Source organism: Xenorhabdus siamensis (genome assembly GCF_037996745.1).
Taxonomy (GTDB): Bacteria; Pseudomonadota; Gammaproteobacteria; order Enterobacterales; family Enterobacteriaceae; genus Xenorhabdus; species Xenorhabdus indica.
Genome location: NZ_JBBMXE010000001.1, coordinates 54,821 through 70,498 on the forward strand (window position 1 = coordinate 54,821; position 15,678 = coordinate 70,498).

Below are 15,678 nucleotides of genomic sequence, written 5' to 3' on the forward strand. Positions count from 1 at the left end.
GTGTTATGACGTTGACCCGAATACCCTGATAGTCGCTTGTGTCATATTTGTGTCATGACTGACTATCAGGGCATCGATCTTTTTAGCGTGCTCTGTCAAATGATTAGGGGCTAAATGCGCATACCTTCTCACCATCTCAATTGACTCCCACCCCCCCATTTCCTGCAATGCACTCAAAGGCACTCCAGCCTGAACAAGCCAGCTTGCCCATGTGTGACGCAGGTCATGGAATCGGAAATTTTCAATACCCGCTCGACGCAACCCTGTTTTCCATGCTGTATTGTCATCAACCCGCATTTTTCTGACCTCAGCTGTAGGAGTTCCATCAGATCTATGCCATGCTTTGGTGTGAACAAAAACCCAGCGATTGTGTTTCCCTATTTGATCCCGTAGCACCTTGCATGCGGTATCATTTAGGGCAACACCTATCGCTTTACCGCCTTTAGTGTCCTCTGGGTGTATCCACGCGACTTTTCTTTGTAAATCAATTTGTGACCATTCCAGATTTAAAATGTTTGAACGCCTAAGCCCTGTGGCTAGTGCAAAAATGACAACAGGTTTCATGATATCAGGCATACATTTTATTAGTCTCGCGGCTTCCTCTTGCGTAAGCCATCTCACCCTGATCTCCTTTTTTTGACGAACTTTGATATTAGGCGCCCTTCCTAACCACTTCCATTCGTTGACCGCTGCACGGAATAAAGAGCGTAAAAAAGAAAGATACCTCGCCTTTGTTGCTTGAGACGCAGGCTTGCTTTTATACGGCCCTATTGATATCCCGTTACGTTTTGCTGATGCAGATTTTTTATCCCAAACCTCCTTGTATTTTCTATTGGTCATCTTGGCTGTTGCAGCCAGGATCTCAATCTCAGTGATATTTGATAACTGCCAGCCGGAAAAATAAGACAAAAAAAACTCTATCTTACTTTTATCATCATCCAATGATTTTTTATGTTCCTTCTCTTGCAACCACCTCAGGCAAGCTTCATCAAACGTTACTTTCGGGTAATCACCTAATTTTTCTACTCTCCACATTTCAGCTTTTAGCTGGTCGTGCAGTTCCTGCGCTTGCTTCTTGTCCTCTGTTCCAAGAGAGCGCCTAATTCGCTTTCCGCTTGGGGAAACGAAATCACAGTGCCATAGGCCATTGCGTTGTATGATTGACATTCAAATCCCTCCTTTGATTTAACTGAACAATCATCACTCATATCTGCATTGTGATGATTATTTATCACGTATTCAAGACAGGAGGACTTTAAAATTTCATACTCACCTCCTCCTTTCTTGCCAGTTTTAGCTGCTTTTAGTCTTTTATCATGTATAAGCTTTCTTACCTGTCTTACCGATTTTTTCAAAAAATCAGCAGCATGTTTGGTATCGAAAACCTCATCATTTAAATCCACGTCACACCTCCTTTATCTGACATAGCCTTCTCTTTTTGTTTACAACCGTTGCTACATACGACTTATTGCCATTAAAAATCTCTATTGGGTACTTACTCCCGTCTACTAAAACAACGTACGTTTCTATTTTTTATATAATCCGTAATTGCCATATTTATTTTTATACTCTGATAACGCAGCCTTAGCTGCTTGCCTTTCTAATGGCGTAACAGCACTGCGAATGATGAATTTCATTTCATCTCCTTATCAATCATATCGACGTAATATCTCAGCCACATCACTGGCAGGAACTTACTCTTTTGATAGTTGGACATTACGATTTCAAATCGAGAAAGGTATTTGGTGAGTGTTTCGTTGGTTTGCTGATCAGTGCGGCGTTTGAGTTTTTTCAGTTCCTTGAGGCAATCCCTCGCCACCTTCCTCCTTGCATTCTCGAATTCGTTAGTCATTGGTGATGAGTACTTCGATATCCGATTCTGGGAATCCCATTTGCTGCAAGCCTGGTACTATCTTATCTGTCACAAAATCTGCCAGCATTTCACTTGGGACGGTGTAGAGTGGAATTGTAAATTCTTCCGCTGCGGTTCTGGTCATTTCGATTTTTATTTTTGGTGTGTTCATGCTATTTTCCTCAATAGTTCGTGACCGACATTAAGTAAATAATCCCGGCCAACAGTTGTTATTGTTCCGCGTGGTTTAGTGAATGATCTCCAGATTAACAATAATGAACCTTTGTTATTTCCATTCACTGGCTTTTGTGTTTCTGCGTTAATAAATGAAATTCTTCCACCCGTTATTAATCTGACCTCATCCACTGTTTCTAATGCCAGTTTAAACCAGCCGACTGAGGTGTCAGAGGGAACCAACATCACGACTGGCTGTAATTGCTTCTGGCACTCGATAGCGGCTTTTTCTACCCACGGCTTAATATTGGAATAAGGGGGATTGCACCAGATAGCGCCGTTACTTTCCCAATCACACTCCAGTGCATTATCTCGCTCTGTGAGATAATGAACGCACAGGGTATTTTGATCAGAAGCAGCCGCATCAAGAGTAAATTTAAATTCGAGGTTGAGTGCTTTAAATAACGGAAGTGGAGTTTGCCAGAGGTCACGCAGTTCTTTGGGAGTATTACTGCCTCCGAAGTCCGTCTTCATTCTCCATATCCTTGTTGCTAATTACCAATTAAATGGCAACCCAACTACTTTCATAGGTTCAATATTTGCAAAATTACATGGAGCAACGAGACCGCCAAACTCTTGAGCTATCATTAATGCTTGTTTGGCTTGTATTGCGATAATATGTTCTGGTAACACTATTTGATAAGTTACTCCATCAATCAATACTAAAGTCGTCATTGCTTGGACTTGTTTCATAGCTATATTCTCGTTATTTGTTTGAGTGACGTATCTTATAAACTGAATTCTGGGTTTTGATATATCCGTCAGCTTCATAAGTTTCGGTGTTCTGAACTAACGTAGTAATTATTTCACTGCCATCAGGGAATGCTTTCTTGCTGTCATGAAATATTTTCCCATACGCTACCCCTTGACCATCTTTGTTCTTGGGGAAATCAGTTATTTCTATCTCTGCTCTGAATTCAATTAATTCTTTATTCATGGCTATTCTCGTTATTTGTTTGGGTGGCGATAGAGAGGTATAATATCTTCAACTCCCATCCAATCTATTTCCTGTGGATTAATTTCGCTAATCTCAGCATATAGCTCATCCATAATTCTAATATTATATTTCCACGCCACAGGCTCCATATTTTCATATTCAGCGAGCTTTTCTACCGCCTCGCAAAGTGCGATTAACTTCCTGGGTGCTATCATTAAATCAAGATAATCATTCTCTGCTTGGAATTTACATCTATCAGCATCGCTGTTTGATCTCATAAAGCAAGCGTATGCTGATAATACCGCCTCACTACGCCGCTTCATTTCCCGCGCCAACTCAATCACATCATTGCTCATTATTATCACCTGTATATTTAATTTTATCTGTCAATTGCTCAGTTTCTTGCTGTTTAACCTTATCCATAAATTCATCGCTGAACTCGATATAATAATCTTCTTCACGCTGCAAATATTGTTCGTTATAGATATAGGCCTCTTCCTGACAGCCGGGGCAATATTTACTGCCGCGTTTATTGGTTCCGCAATTTACACAATAATTACTCATTTAAACCCCCTGCATATATTCGCTGCCTTCTCGCACATTTCAGTATCGAACCAGCCGAAGTGACACTTGTTGAAACTGATACCTAATTGCCATGCTAACCATCGGTACGCATCCGGGCGTTCCCAGTTCCTGATTTGCCGCATTTGTTCAAATTTTTCCTTGCTGCTTTGCCTGGCTATCCGTGTCTGTTCATCTGCCAAATAGCCCAATGGAATATCGGTGTAAGGGTGCATACCGACTCGTGCACCGCATGAAGTGCACAGATATAACCAGGGCCATTTGTTGTTATTCTGGATACGCCCAAACACTTCTTCGTAATGGGCTATGGTGACCAATCCGTGACAGTAGTGACATTTAGTTGGGATTGGCAATTGATCATTGACCCGCTGAATTGCTTTGGGGTTAGGGTTCCACGGGGTGTATTGCATGAACAGCCTCCTTAGAGTCAGAAACTATTGCTGCATATCGGCCCTCTGACCATGACAACGGATTGCTACTACGAATAACAGCATTCAGGGTATCGAAGGCCTGTCGTAATTCATGCGGCAATTCGCCATCTTCTGGCAAAATGTCAGAAAAATAGTCCTCACCGTTTATTTCATCGGGGTAATTCGGTTCACAGATAACGAGCTGTAATTCTGAAGGGGTTGTTTCATGCTCGTCACAATAGTCATAGAGATCATCTGAATCCCAGAAATATTGGTCAGTGCCGAAAATAACAAGTGGTGTATTCCAATCCCACTGCTTACGCTTCATTGCATTAAACTTTGCTTCCAGCTGGTTCTCCCAGCAGGGTTCGCAATAACCTCCTTTGCGAACGACGGGATGTTCTGGATTGTTTTTGCATTTGTGATGAGTCGAGCCAGAATAACGGGCCATATGTTCATCATTAGCCCAAAATCGACCATCACGACACACCCAACCAGTAACGGTTTTAATTTGTGCCGCTTCTGGTGAGTCGTACATAACTATTTTTTCAGACATAATAAACCTCCCGCCGCACAGCAGAGCAGTTATAGAGTTGGGGTTAAAATAGACTTAACTGAATATTTCGCAGGACTCAGAACAGGAACCGGTATCAAAACGCTTAGCCGCAACCATTTCCCGATACAGATTTTGATAATCTGTATTTGAATACATTCGGGCTATTCCATCCAGAGACATATGCCCTCGATACATGATTTCTTTGGGGGTTTTCCTATGACCGTCCCTTACATAAGAAGGGGTAATACACGTATGTTCAAAAAATAATTTTAGCCCCGGCTCATCTTGGCAGGCTAGCCCTAATTTTTTAATACTCTTTTTGATGCAGAACATGCAATTCCCTAAATGTTCTGGCGTTGACAAATCAAATATCTGCTTCTTCCACCAATCTAAAATATCCTGTTTGTCAAAGTCTGAAATATCAGCCAGATAACTCACGCCATCTTTACGAGTTAATCGCCGCGGCTCATCTGCCCGAATACCTATCCATGTCTGATAATTATTCCTCCCAAAATTATCATTGCAATAATCTCTAAACGGCCTAAGTTTTAGTCTGTCTGTACAAAATGCCCCTCCGAAATAGGGCGTACCATACTTTTTCACCATCTGCATCTGTTGTGTTTTATATATCGCAATGTATGCCCGTATTTACATGGCTTGCCTTCAAAATGTTTATTCGGTTCCTCGGTCATTTTGTTGTACCTCTTCGAATTCACCTTCAAAGATTGCAGCATGCTCTTGATCGATATTCGCTTCTGCTTTTTCATCCAGAACGACAGCTTTTTGCATTTCAATAGACACAGGTAGATATTTAAATAGGCGACGAATCACGGTTTTTTTCGCCATTTCTTCCCAATGAGATACCCACGGCCCATTGCTGCCGGCCTTACTTTGCGTTCTGACTTTCTCAATTTGGTTAAACGTCATGACTTCAAACTGAACACCACTATCTTTTAGCCGGGCTACTGCGTAAACATGAGTGATTGGCGCATCCTCATCTTCACCCGGAACATGTGTTAAATTTTCACTGAGTCCATATTCAAAATGAAATTTATCGCTACTCCTGACTGTGCGAGCGGAAATACTGACTATCTGACCGGAGCGACGAGCCAGATCAATCATTCCCCGGTAGCCAATAATTAACTGAGCGTCAGTTCTGACAGTTACCCACCGATTACCTTCTTTTTGTTTTTTATCAAATGGTAAAATATAGGCATGACCCAGTGCATTACCGGGTTCTAATCCCAACTGAGAACATTGGACGACTGCCCCGATAAAGCTTTGCATATCACAATTAGCCAGTGCGGGTGTTTTTCTTATTTCAGTGGTGACAATTCTTATCATCCTGTCCGGTGCGATATGGCGAGGCAAAGCAGCCGCAAGTTGCGCCTTCATACTGGGTTTGTTGATAAACTGAATGAGCTCCTGATCCTTGGTGGTTGCAACTTTGGTCTGCGACTGAGCTTTCTGTAAATCAGCTTGCGCTAATGGCGGTGTATTACTCATTTCTTAACTCCTTAGCATAATAAGGCAGTGATAATGTTCTAATGCCTGGCCATTCATCTGTCCTGAGACACTCGGCATAGGTTGTCAGGTTTTTCTGGTAGGCTGCACGTCCTGCTGATTTGGCTTGCTCATCCATAATGTAAATTCTGACGGGATAACGACCGCAATTGACTGAGGTGCTGACAGCAAGAAAAACAAATGTTGGCATTTCTCCGGTCAAATCTTTGTAACCATCAGAATAAAATGAATCCTGTACGTGGTAGCGGTATTTGTAAAAATCTCTCTCGAACTTTTCCATGTCAGCGGTGCTTTTCACGTCAACTATCCAGTGATGAGCTTCGATAAGTTTATCTGGTCTGCTGCGGCACAAAACACCTGTTTCGTTGTCATTCCAGTAAATGCTGCTTTCTGCTCGACCGACGGACTCCAGACACCATTTAGCTATTGGGTGCGCCATTGCACTGTCACGCATAATCAGTAGTTTTCTGTTTTCTTCGTGAGTCAGAATTATCTTGCCCTGATTAGCCAGATTAAATGTTTGCGCCTCCTCCTTGCCCGATTTTGTGCGCCTATCAAGTTCAGGCTCAATGGCGAAACGATTTTCAAATTCATCGGGTTCTAGTAATAGACAGTGCAAAGCCGTTCCAATATCCAGCGATTTTGTTTTTTCCTCATCAACAGGGGCAGACCGTTGCCATATCAGTTCGGCGGGGGCCTGTTCGATAATATCTAACTGCGACTTACTCACCCCTTCGCCCTTGTGATAGTCCTCATTGGATATGTCGTAATAAATACCGGGTATCATGCTGCCCTCCCTATTAATTTATCCTCCAGACCTATCAACACGATTTTATTTAAGGCCTCTACGTAAATATCCCACGCAGACGGGTTATTTTTGAAGATAGGGTTAAGTACTTTGCCAGCCCCCTCAGGTAGCGAGTTGTCGATAAAACTTAAGACAATTTTCTCAACTTCGTCGTCGAATTCTTTTTCGATCCTTTCCTGACAGGCTGCCGCCGTAATAATATCGTCGGTTTCATTACGGCGGTTATCCCAATAGGTTTCATTAGTGTCGTATCTCATGCTACTTTCTTCCGTAATTTTTCTAGCTCTTCCATGAAGCTGTCCAATAAGTCTCCTTCAATGAGATACTCTGTTAACTCATTCATTGACCATTGACTGGCGTTGAGGATTTCTTCCAGCCTTCCATCAATACGGTTAATTCCATCAGGGAACGAAACTTCATTTATCCCGGCACAGTACTGTCGGGTAATAACCGCTGGTGTTAATACTTTCATCTTGACCTCCGTTAAACCGGAATAAACACAACAATTGAAATAAGGAATAAGGCGATACGGCGCTTCCTTGCGCGCCGATTTCTGATAGCTTGTGGTTTTGCGGGGACAACCGCGCATTCATCGTGCATGTTATTACGCATGTAAAAACCCTTCGTTAGTAAAAACGATTTGTTATTTTCTGGTGTTGGCGAGTAAGGGGTTAGTAGGTGATTTTGACGTTTTGCACAGAGCCTTGGGCGATAGCTACTACGCAAGCCTTGGCATATTCTTCAGGTATGCCAGCGGCAATTAAATCTTGCATGGCTTGGTTATTTATTGCCTTCCGATGTGATTTATCGGCCTGACGGTTTAGCTCTTCCTGTTTCTGACGCTCAATGTCTGCCAGACGTGCTTTTTCTTCCTCTTCTAATTTCCGCCGTTCCGCTTCAACAGCAGCCTGCTTTCCCCTTTCAGCACGCTCCTGTGCTTCCTTGGCTTCACGGAGCGCCCGTTCAATGGCTTCCTGTTTTTCACGTTCAGCGCGTTCCGCTGCCTGTCTTGCTTCTTCAATTTCACGCTGTGCTTTCTGTTCAGTTTCAATTCGCGCTTGTTCTGCTGCTTGGCGCTTGAGTTCTTCTTCGTGTTCTTTGCGTTTGCGTTCTTCCTCTGCTTTTCTCAGGTCATACAGCTCATTCATTTGCAACGCATCTTCATAATCCAGCGCGATCTGTTTAGCCAGTTCCTCGGCTTTAATTCTCGATATTTCAGCCTCTTCCCACTCGGTGACAGGCCGACGAATATCATCACTCAATGCATCCAATTCATCACGAAATAATTTACGTGCGACATCGACCTTTTTCGGCAACGCCTTTAATTCGTCAACAACTTCTTTCCCGACTTTGTCGATGTAGGTTTTTGTTTGCGTGACTTTGTAGGCAAGCGATGTAAGGGCTTTTCTATTTTTTGCGACGGATACATCAGTGCTCAATCCAATACGCTCTTCGTTGGATTTTTGTTTGATGTGTTCAATTACCTGCTGTACTTTGTCAGGCGTAGTGAATAAGTCTAGCGCCGTTGCCTGATCGATAACGACTAATTCATTTGTCATTTTGTTGGCCTCTTATTGTGAATACAGAGTGATGATGGAAATGCTGTAGGGTTTACCGATTGAGGAAATTAGTAATAGAAACTATCGGGAATCATTTTGCAGTCAGAGAAATTAGTGCCTTAGCGTGCAGTTCGGCAGATTCGCGGTCGAGGTGGATTAGGCCGCTGGATAATCTAGCCATATCATTACCAATGCTTTCTCCCCAACAATGAGAATCTGCGTCTGGCGTTCCAAATGTATTTATATCAGGACAATAGTATTCGTCACATTCTTCCAGCGGCTCTCTAACTGGCTCAGGAACATCATATTTCCCGATTTCGATAGTTGAGGGTTTTAATCTGTATTTTTTGGATGAAAGGAAAGTTTCCTTACTATACATAGGAATCCATCTATCAAGATAACGCACTTCAAAATGCTCCCACGGCTTATCGGTAATCTGAGCCAACCTTGCGTACTCAGATATTAAATCGGCGTGAATGTGTTTAGTCATCGTTATTCTCCCGTACTTTTAACATCCAATCTGCAATGAAATATGCGTCTTCGGCTAGCTCTATATATTCAGGTGCATTTTTATCCCCACCAAAGCTCATACCATCGTAACGATGAATAATTGCAGGCATTGCCTTAGCTGCAAAATAATCACGTAATGTCATCTCATCCAGTTTATTCTTTGACGGGGCTATTTCGCCGGATAATTATAGTGACTCGACCAAATTTTTAACGTTATTGATTCTGCCTTTGGTTACTTTTTCTTTATATTGGATTTTATCTTTTGTTGGGTAATAAATAACTTTCCCCCGCTTTGTTTGTATCGTTATAGTTCCACAAACATCAATGGTGTGATTAATACCCAGTTCATTAAAATAATTAGAAGCATTTGAAACGAGTTCCTGTTTTTTATTACTTAACATCACTATGCTCCTTTCGGTGGTTCTGGTAATGGCATCCAGTGGGTAATTTGATATTCATCGTCACACAACCATTCATCGGAACCTATATATTCAACACGAGCCCAAATCCAGCCCTCAGCATCATCGACATACACTCTGACATAGCAATCCCAATAGAAATGGCCGTTATAAAACCAACCTCCAAAAATTGGAGTATCTAAATCAGGCAACCTATCACTGCATTTAATCCACTCCATAAACCCTCCTGTTATTCAGTATCATCGCAATCACAATTGATAATTCGCTGGCTTAACTGCGCTATTTCTGAGGCAACTTCTGCTTTCCCCTGCAAACTGTTTTGTACTTGTTCCTTAAATGATCTAATAAACAGCGCAAAATATACGGAAGGCGAGCCTTGCAAATTACTTTTAGTGCTCAATTTTACTTCGTCGCTGCCATCTGATATCAATTTTATTGTTAGTGTAAATTCGGTCATTATTGTTTTCCCATATTCAGGTAATAAAAAGCCCCGCGTTGGCGAGGCTGGTTAATTAGGCTCTTTACTTTTCCGGTGCTCAGTGGCTTGCTTATATAAGCTATTGAATACGTCTCTGAACATTGGATATTCTTCTTTAGAAACCTTGCTTAAATATCGATAGGCGATAACACCCGTTTTTTCATCTAAAACAATGCGCGCTCCTTTCACACCATTAACAAAAAAGAATCTTGGATGTTTACGCCACTGAGTGATTAATCCTGCCTCAATTGCGTTTTCAATGTATGCAGGAAGATTAACTAATTTAGCGGATGCTATTTTGTTTTCTTCTCTCTCAATTGCTTCTTTTGTCTTCTGAATACTCTCATTCAGATTTCGCAAAGAATCGCTTTGCTTTTCCCACTTATTGAGTGTAGCTCTTCCATTGCGTTTATCGTTAAGCGGCTGCCCGTTAGCTAGTTTTACTGTATCGAAGTGATCTTGCAGTCGTTCATAGAATAGTGTTTCTTTTTTCGCGAGTGATGCTTTTAAAATATTAAGGTGTTTGGTCATATTTATCTCCAGATCCAATTTCTCACTGTAATAATTAACTCACCACAGCCCACTCGGAAATGAGCTGGTTACTACTTTTCGTTTTGTAGATAACCCGTTCCGTTGCAATGAGGGCACTGTTCAATCGGTGCATTGATAGTGTTCATCAACTCCGATAAGAAATTATCAATCATTTCTTTTAGTTCCCACTCATTACTTGCAGAGAAACCCTTGATGGCTGTGTAGCCCTTGTAGTTCTGTTGTTCGTGAGTCATTTCGTAAATGGATATATCTTTTGATTTTACTGTCTTGAAATGCAGCTTCTGTCTTTGCTTTTTAGTTCTGGCAAAAACATCACGATAAGAGTATGTGTGAGGTTCGAGTAAGGGTATTATCTTTTTAACCTCAAAACAGAAATCATAATCACTAGTTATTCTAGCAAGCTCTGGATTTATATTATCCTTAACGTGCTGACGTACAAGATCATACATCTCTTTTGATGATATTTCACATGGACTATTAGCTAATAATGGGGCAGGGAGAATAATACGATCTACAAGAGAATGTTTTATATTCAAATTTGTTACATTATATTGATTGTTTAAAAAATCCATTTTTTTACCCGCTGGATAATTAAATTCAGGAGCATCTTTAAAATTATCAACCTCACATAATAAATTAAATTCAACATCAATTGATAATAAATAATCTGGAACAATATCATAAGTTATAGAATAAAGAGAATCTAATATAGATTCATCAAATTTATGAATATCACTATACATAATTTCTAATGGTAACTTTGAATTTACAATTTCTTTATCTTTTAATTTAAATCGTTTATTTTGTTTTTCACCAGTAATCAGTCTTTCTACTTTTTTTGGATATGATGATATTTCGAACCAACCTTCTCTAAAGGTTCGTTTAGGTTTCTGACCATCAAAAAATAATTTATCTATTTGCATATAATGATGATTATAATTAGGATTATCACCACTGGCAATAAAACACTTACCAATATCAGTTTTAATGATGTTTATTTGTAATACTTTTTTATCTTTCATCTTTATACCCTCGCAGTAACCTCACCCGACTCCGATCTACGGCGGGATTTAGTTTTGGTTGAAACTGATTTTTTAGATGGAGCGTCGCTAACTGCCGTAATGAAGCTGGTTAATGCGTTAATAGTGTCGCGTTCCTGTTTGGTAATGCGTGATTTGGGTTCGCGGTTCGACCAGAATGCTTTTTTCCGTTGCTTTTGTAGTTGCTTCTGCGCCTGATTAATCGCGTTATCAATAGCACTTTCCAGTTTATCGAAGTTCCCATACACATGATCTTTGTACATAAATGTTTCCCCGTTAATTGGTTTTGATGCTATGGCGATGAACACCACACCTCAAAGCCAACTGCACTTTGAACCACACTCTCGCAGTGGTCGCGCTCATGCCCTTGAGTGCCTTCTTTCAGCTATAACCGATGCAAGTCTGGCTTTCTTGCTGCTTATCGGAGCTATTTGTAATCTATGAACCTTGACCCGTCGCTACACAGGCTAACCATTTGGCTACTCAGGGATGCGTCACTACCGCATCATCAAAGCATTACGCTTGCGGTCTATCCGCTTTGCTAAAGCATGATTAGTTTTCCTTTTGGTTGATAACGACATTGCATTCTGATGAGTACGCCTTTACGGGGTAATTCGCTCCTGCGCTTCCCGATTGCCTAAGAATCATTCCCGGCGCTATTTCGATTTGCTAGGGCTTATCAGTTGCCTGTCGTGGGTCTATGTTGTTAAAGAGCGGGTGGTGCTTTATCGTTGGCTTTGTGCCTTTGATGGGAGTAATATAGCTAAAGTTATTTTTTATGTAAATAGCTTAGGTTATAAAAAAAATAGAGAAATGTATTAATTGATTGATAGGTAAGGTAATATTTTTTTATTGGAATATAGATATGTGATATGCGTCGGATTTTTGGGTACAAAAAAGCCCCTTTCGGGGCTACTCGGTTAATTCTGTGTGGTTCTAGCCGTGATATCTATAATTTATTGATTGGCTTACCATTACCTTTCCTTGTATAAATAATTCTTGAGCCTCCTCTTCACTAAGATACCAAGTTTCATATTTTTGATTATCAGATATTATTGCTAGTTTTTTATACTGGCGCTGCAATCTTTTAATAAAAAGTTCGCTCTCAAATATAAAAATATATATACCGTCACCATCAAAATAATTCTTTGTTATATCTACAAAAATTTGATCTTTTGGCTCAAATGTTCCAGACATTGAGTCTCCACTGACGGTTAGCATTCTTATCGATTCAGCGGGTATTCCGCCAAATATCCTTCTAGCTTCGTCGTCGGTATACTCAATAGAGCATATAGTTTCAATAAATTCAGAATTCACCATTACACTGGGCCCCGCGCTCGTTTGAATATCCAATAGATCAACTTTATAAGAGCGCGAGGTTATTTTGCTATTGAATTGTTTTATTACTTTATTATTTTGTGACGTGTATTCATCATTATTTATTTGTTCTTCTGCGTTAGTCATCATTGATCCACTGCCGGTTGTTAACCACTCTGGGTCAACCATTAGGGTTTTCGCAATTTCAACTATATGCCGAGATCTACTAGCCTTACCAGATGTCAGCTTCCAAATGCTAGGTTGGGACATGCCAACAGCCTCAGCGAGTGAAGCCTGAGTAAATCCACGTTCTTTCATGGCTAGTTTTAGCCGTTCTGCAAATGTCATTTTATTCATAATTGCACAATTTATAGCTTAGACTATACATCGTCAAATAACCAAAGGTTTACTTTTAAAATATCTTTAGCTATTATTTTGCGTATTCCAAAAGCTGAGGTTATTTATGACAAATAAATTGATCGAGAAGGCTATTGGCATGGTTGGCAGTCAGAAAGCACTGGCTGACATATGTAACGTTAAACAACCTTCAGTTTGGGCTTGGTTACATGGACATAGAAAACCATCTGCCACAAATGCCATTCGTATTGAGCGTGCAACAAATGGAGTAATTCCAGCGCATCAATTACGACCTGATTTATCTGAACTATTTGGCGAGTCTGTCGCCTGATTTATTGATCTTTAACAATCTACCCTCACGACAGGCTGCTGGTGTGACCCTAGCAAACTGAAATCGCGCCGAGTAAAACTCAGGCAATCGGGGAGTTACGCCCGTAAAGGCTGATCATCATGATGCCAGCTCGTGTTTATTAATCATCATCTATCTCAGGATAGTTGATATTTTTATTTATTTATTAAACGAAATTTCACTTTAGGAATTTTACGTACTTGAATAATTACAAGCCTTGGTGAAGGTCACAATCAAGGAATAAGAAAAATGAGCATGATTTTAATGGCTAAGGCCATGCAGATGAAAGTCGGTAATCCTTCAAGGAAGCTGGTATTACTTAAGCTGGCTGATAATGCCAATGATAAAGGCGAATGTTTTCCCTCTTACCAGCATATCGCTGATCAGTGTGAAATAAGCCGCAGAAGTGTCATTAACCATATTGATGATTTATGCCAGCAAGGTCTGGTGAAAAAAGTTTACCGGACGGGTGAGAAAGGGAATTCGTCTAATGTTTATATCTTAGATTTAGATGGTGCAAAAAATTCACCCCCTAGTGAAAATTCTGCACTAGGGGTAGTGAAAGAATTGCACCCCCCTAGTGAAACTGTTGCACCACCCCCTAGTGAAAATTCTGCACCCAGAACCAGTCACTCTTTTGATCCAGTCAATGAACCTATTAAAACAATAGCGAAAGTCGCTAAAGCTCCTCGTAGGGAAGGTCAATATTCGTTCAAGGGGGAAGTAATAAAACTCAGGCAAAAAGACTATGACAACTGGAAAAAGATTTTTCCTCACATCGATCTGGATATTCAACTGCAACGGCTGGATATCGAATTTCAGGCTGGCAAGCCGAAAAACTGGTTTATTACTGCCAGTCAGAAATTGAATTACCAGAACAACCAGCAATTCAGCCGGAAGCAGATCACCAACCCCAACGCAGAGTCAGCCAGCAACTGGAACACTGCTGAGGCATGGGAGGACTTTCTATGAATCACAATCTGGTTAACGCCATCGCTAATCGTGATGGTGCGGCATTGTCTCGACTGTCAGAGGATCGTCAGCCGAACAACCAGCCAGTGGTGAACGAGAATGCCGAGCGATTGGTTAATGCGTTATTTAGACAACTGAAACAGATTTTTCCTGCTGCGACGCAAACTAATCTACGAAACGAATCGGACGAAACGTTAGCTAAACAACAATGGATCGCCGCCTTCGCTGAGAATGGTATTCGCACCAAAGAGCAACTGTCTGCGGGAATGCGTCAGGCTCGTGCTAATGAATCCCCGTTCTGGCCTTCGCCCGGACTGTTCGTGAAATGGTGCAAACAGGGAGAGGCTATCGCAGTTGGTCTGCCCACCGAAGATGAGCTGTACGACATGTTCCGTGATTACTGTAAGCGTCGTGGCTGGGGGGATTATCAATGGCAGTCCAACGCCTGTTACTGGATGGTGACAAAAATTTATTCTGAGATGATATATCAGAACCTAACCAATTCAGATGTAAAAAAACTCTGTAGTCATGAATTAAAGGCGATGGCGAAGCGGATTCTGGCAGGCGAAAAAATACCAGAACCCAGAATTCAGCTGACTAAATCACATATTCCGACCAGCAAAGAACGCGCTCTGAATCATCTTGCTGAAATCAGGCGTAAATTCAATTTGAAACCCCACCATAAGGACTTTTGAGATGAAACAACAATATGATTTTGAGCTTATATTTTCACTACTTGATGAAATGGAAGCGTGTGCACTGAGAGTCAGAGCATTGCGGATTAAGTGGGATGAGCTACTGGAGGCAAAATGACAGACGAACTTAAGCCGTGTCCATTTTGTGGTAGTAAAAACATAGACTGGAGTTGGTTCTACACAGACGGGAAAAGGCACACCCTGATTTATTGTGAAGATTGTCCTGCTCAGGTTGTTGGCAAGATGCTGAAGAGCGATGCGGTCAAGGTATGGAACCAGAGGGCAAATAACGATGGGTAGAAATGCAATTGAACGACTGAACAATTCAGCAGGCCATAATTACCAATGGTCAACAATATGTCGGGTTCACATCTGTAAAAAATGCGGCACAGCAGAGCATCGCAGCGGTTGGTATTGGTGGGCGGGTTACAAATCGAGAGTTGAGCCGCCGTGTCACCCGCGATGTACTAAGGGTGATCTACTGAAATGGCAAGAAGAGGATGCTATTTTCGAGGGATTATAGGAGG

Annotated in this window: 33 protein-coding genes and 1 pseudogene; 5 read left to right on the forward strand and 29 right to left on the reverse strand. The window is 41.2% G+C overall.

From position 1 onward, the window contains the following. Positions 1 to 3: 3 nt before the first annotated feature. The 29 genes and pseudogenes from AAC852_RS00240 to AAC852_RS00370 form a co-directional block, all read right to left on the reverse strand. Entirely contained in the window at positions 4 to 1,161 is a 1,158-nt protein-coding gene (locus AAC852_RS00240; protein ID WP_479715104.1) for a tyrosine-type recombinase/integrase, read from the reverse strand. Then, positions 1,044 to 1,403 (reverse strand): helix-turn-helix domain-containing protein, encoded by a 360-nt coding sequence (locus AAC852_RS20125; RefSeq protein ID WP_338114336.1) that lies wholly within the window; start codon positions 1,401 to 1,403, stop codon positions 1,044 to 1,046. Before AAC852_RS20125 ends, AAC852_RS00240 begins: the two co-directional genes overlap by 118 nt. 1 nt (position 1,404) lies before the next feature. Continuing rightward, positions 1,405 to 1,530, reverse strand: a complete 126-nt coding sequence (locus tag AAC852_RS19855) for a DUF4060 family protein (protein WP_422824242.1) — start codon at positions 1,528 to 1,530, stop codon at positions 1,405 to 1,407. Continuing rightward, positions 1,527 to 1,637 (reverse strand): DUF4060 family protein, encoded by a 111-nt coding sequence (locus tag AAC852_RS00245; RefSeq protein ID WP_340619287.1) that lies wholly within the window; start codon positions 1,635 to 1,637, stop codon positions 1,527 to 1,529. Before AAC852_RS00245 ends, AAC852_RS19855 begins: the two co-directional genes overlap by 4 nt. Beyond that, a complete protein-coding gene (locus AAC852_RS00250) occupies positions 1,634 to 1,819 on the reverse strand; it encodes a hypothetical protein (protein WP_340619288.1) in 186 nt (61 codons plus the stop codon). The genes AAC852_RS00245 and AAC852_RS00250 overlap by 4 nt, the downstream gene beginning before the upstream one ends. Before the next feature lie 25 nt (positions 1,820 to 1,844). Beyond that, on the reverse strand, positions 1,845 to 2,024 hold the full coding sequence (locus tag AAC852_RS00255; RefSeq protein ID WP_187649613.1) for a hypothetical protein: 180 nt from the start codon (positions 2,022 to 2,024) through the stop codon (positions 1,845 to 1,847). After that, positions 2,021 to 2,560, reverse strand: a complete 540-nt coding sequence (locus AAC852_RS00260) for a phage N-6-adenine-methyltransferase (RefSeq protein WP_340619289.1) — start codon at positions 2,558 to 2,560, stop codon at positions 2,021 to 2,023. Before AAC852_RS00260 ends, AAC852_RS00255 begins: the two co-directional genes overlap by 4 nt. A 21-nt stretch (positions 2,561 to 2,581) precedes the next feature. Then, the gene (locus AAC852_RS00265) at positions 2,582 to 2,779 is read right to left on the reverse strand and encodes a hypothetical protein (RefSeq protein WP_340619290.1); all 198 of its coding nucleotides are present in this window, start codon (positions 2,777 to 2,779) and stop codon (positions 2,582 to 2,584) included. 13 nt (positions 2,780 to 2,792) lie between these two features. Next, positions 2,793 to 3,023, reverse strand: coding sequence for a hypothetical protein (locus tag AAC852_RS00270; RefSeq protein WP_340619291.1), 231 nt, complete (start codon positions 3,021 to 3,023; stop codon positions 2,793 to 2,795). An 11-nt stretch (positions 3,024 to 3,034) separates the two neighbouring features. Next, on the reverse strand, positions 3,035 to 3,379 hold the full coding sequence (locus AAC852_RS00275; RefSeq protein ID WP_340619292.1) for a hypothetical protein: 345 nt from the start codon (positions 3,377 to 3,379) through the stop codon (positions 3,035 to 3,037). Next, the gene (locus tag AAC852_RS00280; protein WP_340619293.1) at positions 3,369 to 3,587 is read right to left on the reverse strand and encodes a hypothetical protein; all 219 of its coding nucleotides are present in this window, start codon (positions 3,585 to 3,587) and stop codon (positions 3,369 to 3,371) included. The genes AAC852_RS00275 and AAC852_RS00280 overlap by 11 nt, the downstream gene beginning before the upstream one ends. Continuing rightward, the gene (locus AAC852_RS00285; protein WP_340619294.1) at positions 3,584 to 4,015 is read right to left on the reverse strand and encodes a zinc-finger-containing protein; all 432 of its coding nucleotides are present in this window, start codon (positions 4,013 to 4,015) and stop codon (positions 3,584 to 3,586) included. The genes AAC852_RS00280 and AAC852_RS00285 overlap by 4 nt, the downstream gene beginning before the upstream one ends. Continuing rightward, the gene (locus AAC852_RS00290) at positions 3,990 to 4,571 is read right to left on the reverse strand and encodes a hypothetical protein (RefSeq protein ID WP_340619295.1); all 582 of its coding nucleotides are present in this window, start codon (positions 4,569 to 4,571) and stop codon (positions 3,990 to 3,992) included. The genes AAC852_RS00285 and AAC852_RS00290 overlap by 26 nt, the downstream gene beginning before the upstream one ends. Before the next feature lie 54 nt (positions 4,572 to 4,625). After that, a pseudogene (locus AAC852_RS00295) lies at positions 4,626 to 5,183 on the reverse strand (phosphoadenosine phosphosulfate reductase domain-containing protein); the annotation flags it as partial. A gap of 60 nt (positions 5,184 to 5,243) precedes the next feature. Continuing rightward, entirely contained in the window at positions 5,244 to 6,077 is an 834-nt protein-coding gene (gene recT / locus AAC852_RS00300) for a recombination protein RecT (protein ID WP_340619296.1), read from the reverse strand. After that, a complete protein-coding gene (locus AAC852_RS00305; RefSeq protein WP_340619297.1) occupies positions 6,070 to 6,882 on the reverse strand; it encodes a PD-(D/E)XK nuclease-like domain-containing protein in 813 nt (270 codons plus the stop codon). The genes recT and AAC852_RS00305 overlap by 8 nt, the downstream gene beginning before the upstream one ends. Next, positions 6,879 to 7,160, reverse strand: coding sequence for a hypothetical protein (locus AAC852_RS00310; RefSeq protein WP_340619298.1), 282 nt, complete (start codon positions 7,158 to 7,160; stop codon positions 6,879 to 6,881). The genes AAC852_RS00305 and AAC852_RS00310 overlap by 4 nt, the downstream gene beginning before the upstream one ends. After that, on the reverse strand, positions 7,157 to 7,375 hold the full coding sequence (locus tag AAC852_RS00315) for a hypothetical protein (RefSeq protein ID WP_340619299.1): 219 nt from the start codon (positions 7,373 to 7,375) through the stop codon (positions 7,157 to 7,159). The genes AAC852_RS00310 and AAC852_RS00315 overlap by 4 nt, the downstream gene beginning before the upstream one ends. Before the next feature lie 11 nt (positions 7,376 to 7,386). Continuing rightward, a complete protein-coding gene (locus AAC852_RS00320; protein ID WP_340619300.1) occupies positions 7,387 to 7,515 on the reverse strand; it encodes a hypothetical protein in 129 nt (42 codons plus the stop codon). 59 nt (positions 7,516 to 7,574) lie between these two features. After that, entirely contained in the window at positions 7,575 to 8,462 is an 888-nt protein-coding gene (locus AAC852_RS00325; RefSeq protein ID WP_340619301.1) for a cell envelope biogenesis protein TolA, read from the reverse strand. Positions 8,463 to 8,553: 91 nt separating this feature from the next. After that, positions 8,554 to 8,952, reverse strand: a complete 399-nt coding sequence (locus AAC852_RS00330) for a hypothetical protein (protein WP_340619302.1) — start codon at positions 8,950 to 8,952, stop codon at positions 8,554 to 8,556. Continuing rightward, positions 8,945 to 9,115, reverse strand: coding sequence for a hypothetical protein (locus tag AAC852_RS00335; RefSeq protein WP_340619303.1), 171 nt, complete (start codon positions 9,113 to 9,115; stop codon positions 8,945 to 8,947). The genes AAC852_RS00330 and AAC852_RS00335 overlap by 8 nt, the downstream gene beginning before the upstream one ends. A 42-nt stretch (positions 9,116 to 9,157) precedes the next feature. Beyond that, positions 9,158 to 9,373 carry a hypothetical protein gene (locus tag AAC852_RS00340; protein ID WP_340619304.1) on the reverse strand — a complete coding sequence of 72 codons (216 nt, stop codon included), beginning with the start codon at positions 9,371 to 9,373 and terminating at the stop codon, positions 9,158 to 9,160. Positions 9,374 to 9,375: 2 nt separating this feature from the next. Continuing rightward, the gene (locus tag AAC852_RS00345) at positions 9,376 to 9,609 is read right to left on the reverse strand and encodes a DUF551 domain-containing protein (RefSeq protein ID WP_340619305.1); all 234 of its coding nucleotides are present in this window, start codon (positions 9,607 to 9,609) and stop codon (positions 9,376 to 9,378) included. 11 nt (positions 9,610 to 9,620) lie between these two features. Next, a complete protein-coding gene (locus tag AAC852_RS00350; protein WP_340619306.1) occupies positions 9,621 to 9,848 on the reverse strand; it encodes a hypothetical protein in 228 nt (75 codons plus the stop codon). Between the two features lie 51 nt (positions 9,849 to 9,899). After that, the gene (locus AAC852_RS00355) at positions 9,900 to 10,400 is read right to left on the reverse strand and encodes a hypothetical protein (protein ID WP_340619307.1); all 501 of its coding nucleotides are present in this window, start codon (positions 10,398 to 10,400) and stop codon (positions 9,900 to 9,902) included. 71 nt (positions 10,401 to 10,471) lie between these two features. Next, the gene (locus AAC852_RS00360; protein ID WP_340619308.1) at positions 10,472 to 11,443 is read right to left on the reverse strand and encodes a hypothetical protein; all 972 of its coding nucleotides are present in this window, start codon (positions 11,441 to 11,443) and stop codon (positions 10,472 to 10,474) included. Positions 11,444 to 11,445: 2 nt separating this feature from the next. Next, positions 11,446 to 11,724 carry a hypothetical protein gene (locus AAC852_RS00365; protein WP_340619309.1) on the reverse strand — a complete coding sequence of 93 codons (279 nt, stop codon included), beginning with the start codon at positions 11,722 to 11,724 and terminating at the stop codon, positions 11,446 to 11,448. Positions 11,725 to 12,397: 673 nt separating this feature from the next. Beyond that, positions 12,398 to 13,135 carry an XRE family transcriptional regulator gene (locus AAC852_RS00370; protein ID WP_340619310.1) on the reverse strand — a complete coding sequence of 246 codons (738 nt, stop codon included), beginning with the start codon at positions 13,133 to 13,135 and terminating at the stop codon, positions 12,398 to 12,400. A 106-nt stretch (positions 13,136 to 13,241) separates the two neighbouring features. On the opposite strand from AAC852_RS00370, the gene AAC852_RS00375 reads away from it, so the two are divergent. The 5 genes from AAC852_RS00375 to AAC852_RS00390 all read left to right on the forward strand — a co-directional run bounded on the left by AAC852_RS00375 (position 13,242) and on the right by AAC852_RS00390 (position 15,674). Next, the gene (locus tag AAC852_RS00375; RefSeq protein ID WP_340619311.1) at positions 13,242 to 13,466 is read left to right on the forward strand and encodes a transcriptional regulator; all 225 of its coding nucleotides are present in this window, start codon (positions 13,242 to 13,244) and stop codon (positions 13,464 to 13,466) included. 267 nt (positions 13,467 to 13,733) lie between these two features. Further along, a complete protein-coding gene (locus AAC852_RS00380; protein ID WP_340619312.1) occupies positions 13,734 to 14,456 on the forward strand; it encodes a helix-turn-helix domain-containing protein in 723 nt (240 codons plus the stop codon). Further along, positions 14,453 to 15,151, forward strand: coding sequence for a replication protein P (locus tag AAC852_RS00385; RefSeq protein WP_340619313.1), 699 nt, complete (start codon positions 14,453 to 14,455; stop codon positions 15,149 to 15,151). The genes AAC852_RS00380 and AAC852_RS00385 overlap by 4 nt, the downstream gene beginning before the upstream one ends. Before the next feature lie 114 nt (positions 15,152 to 15,265). Further along, the gene (locus AAC852_RS19860) at positions 15,266 to 15,451 is read left to right on the forward strand and encodes a Lar family restriction alleviation protein (RefSeq protein ID WP_422824239.1); all 186 of its coding nucleotides are present in this window, start codon (positions 15,266 to 15,268) and stop codon (positions 15,449 to 15,451) included. Next, positions 15,444 to 15,674: a hypothetical protein gene (locus AAC852_RS00390; RefSeq protein ID WP_340619314.1), complete on the forward strand. Its 231-nt coding sequence runs from the start codon at positions 15,444 to 15,446 to the stop codon at positions 15,672 to 15,674. The genes AAC852_RS19860 and AAC852_RS00390 overlap by 8 nt, the downstream gene beginning before the upstream one ends. Positions 15,675 to 15,678 lie beyond the last annotated feature (4 nt).

Bases quoted from the DNA above. Each gene is read 5' to 3' on its own strand.
- AAC852_RS00275 (WP_340619292.1), bottom strand. From the start codon at position 3,379: ATGAGCAATGATGTGATTGAGTTGGCGCGGGAAATGAAGCGGCGTAGT.
- AAC852_RS00270 (WP_340619291.1), bottom strand. From the start codon at position 3,023: ATGAATAAAGAATTAATTGAATTCAGAGCAGAGATAGAAATAACTGAT.
- AAC852_RS00280 (WP_340619293.1), bottom strand. From the start codon at position 3,587: ATGAGTAATTATTGTGTAAATTGCGGAACCAATAAACGCGGCAGTAAA.
- AAC852_RS00365 (WP_340619309.1), bottom strand. From the start codon at position 11,724: ATGTACAAAGATCATGTGTATGGGAACTTCGATAAACTGGAAAGTGCT.
- AAC852_RS19860 (WP_422824239.1), top strand. From the start codon at position 15,266: ATGACAGACGAACTTAAGCCGTGTCCATTTTGTGGTAGTAAAAACATA.
- AAC852_RS00330 (WP_340619302.1), bottom strand. From the start codon at position 8,952: ATGACTAAACACATTCACGCCGATTTAATATCTGAGTACGCAAGGTTG.
- AAC852_RS00335 (WP_340619303.1), bottom strand. From the start codon at position 9,115: ATGACATTACGTGATTATTTTGCAGCTAAGGCAATGCCTGCAATTATT.
- AAC852_RS00380 (WP_340619312.1), top strand. From the start codon at position 13,734: ATGAGCATGATTTTAATGGCTAAGGCCATGCAGATGAAAGTCGGTAAT.
- AAC852_RS00255 (WP_187649613.1), bottom strand. From the start codon at position 2,024: ATGAACACACCAAAAATAAAAATCGAAATGACCAGAACCGCAGCGGAA.
- AAC852_RS00260 (WP_340619289.1), bottom strand. From the start codon at position 2,560: ATGAAGACGGACTTCGGAGGCAGTAATACTCCCAAAGAACTGCGTGAC.
- AAC852_RS00375 (WP_340619311.1), top strand. From the start codon at position 13,242: ATGACAAATAAATTGATCGAGAAGGCTATTGGCATGGTTGGCAGTCAG.
- AAC852_RS00315 (WP_340619299.1), bottom strand. From the start codon at position 7,375: ATGAAAGTATTAACACCAGCGGTTATTACCCGACAGTACTGTGCCGGG.
- AAC852_RS00360 (WP_340619308.1), bottom strand. From the start codon at position 11,443: ATGAAAGATAAAAAAGTATTACAAATAAACATCATTAAAACTGATATT.
- AAC852_RS00305 (WP_340619297.1), bottom strand. From the start codon at position 6,882: ATGATACCCGGTATTTATTACGACATATCCAATGAGGACTATCACAAG.
- AAC852_RS00345 (WP_340619305.1), bottom strand. From the start codon at position 9,609: ATGGAGTGGATTAAATGCAGTGATAGGTTGCCTGATTTAGATACTCCA.
- AAC852_RS00310 (WP_340619298.1), bottom strand. From the start codon at position 7,160: ATGAGATACGACACTAATGAAACCTATTGGGATAACCGCCGTAATGAA.
- AAC852_RS00340 (WP_340619304.1), bottom strand. From the start codon at position 9,373: ATGTTAAGTAATAAAAAACAGGAACTCGTTTCAAATGCTTCTAATTAT.
- AAC852_RS00355 (WP_340619307.1), bottom strand. From the start codon at position 10,400: ATGACCAAACACCTTAATATTTTAAAAGCATCACTCGCGAAAAAAGAA.
- AAC852_RS00390 (WP_340619314.1), top strand. From the start codon at position 15,444: ATGGGTAGAAATGCAATTGAACGACTGAACAATTCAGCAGGCCATAAT.
- AAC852_RS00290 (WP_340619295.1), bottom strand. From the start codon at position 4,571: ATGTCTGAAAAAATAGTTATGTACGACTCACCAGAAGCGGCACAAATT.
- AAC852_RS00285 (WP_340619294.1), bottom strand. From the start codon at position 4,015: ATGCAATACACCCCGTGGAACCCTAACCCCAAAGCAATTCAGCGGGTC.
- AAC852_RS00350 (WP_340619306.1), bottom strand. From the start codon at position 9,848: ATGACCGAATTTACACTAACAATAAAATTGATATCAGATGGCAGCGAC.
- AAC852_RS00385 (WP_340619313.1), top strand. From the start codon at position 14,453: ATGAATCACAATCTGGTTAACGCCATCGCTAATCGTGATGGTGCGGCA.
- AAC852_RS00370 (WP_340619310.1), bottom strand. From the start codon at position 13,135: ATGAATAAAATGACATTTGCAGAACGGCTAAAACTAGCCATGAAAGAA.
- AAC852_RS00245 (WP_340619287.1), bottom strand. From the start codon at position 1,637: ATGAAATTCATCATTCGCAGTGCTGTTACGCCATTAGAAAGGCAAGCA.
- AAC852_RS00320 (WP_340619300.1), bottom strand. From the start codon at position 7,515: ATGCGTAATAACATGCACGATGAATGCGCGGTTGTCCCCGCAAAACCA.
- recT (WP_340619296.1), bottom strand. From the start codon at position 6,077: ATGAGTAATACACCGCCATTAGCGCAAGCTGATTTACAGAAAGCTCAG.
- AAC852_RS00325 (WP_340619301.1), bottom strand. From the start codon at position 8,462: ATGACAAATGAATTAGTCGTTATCGATCAGGCAACGGCGCTAGACTTA.
- AAC852_RS00265 (WP_340619290.1), bottom strand. From the start codon at position 2,779: ATGAAACAAGTCCAAGCAATGACGACTTTAGTATTGATTGATGGAGTA.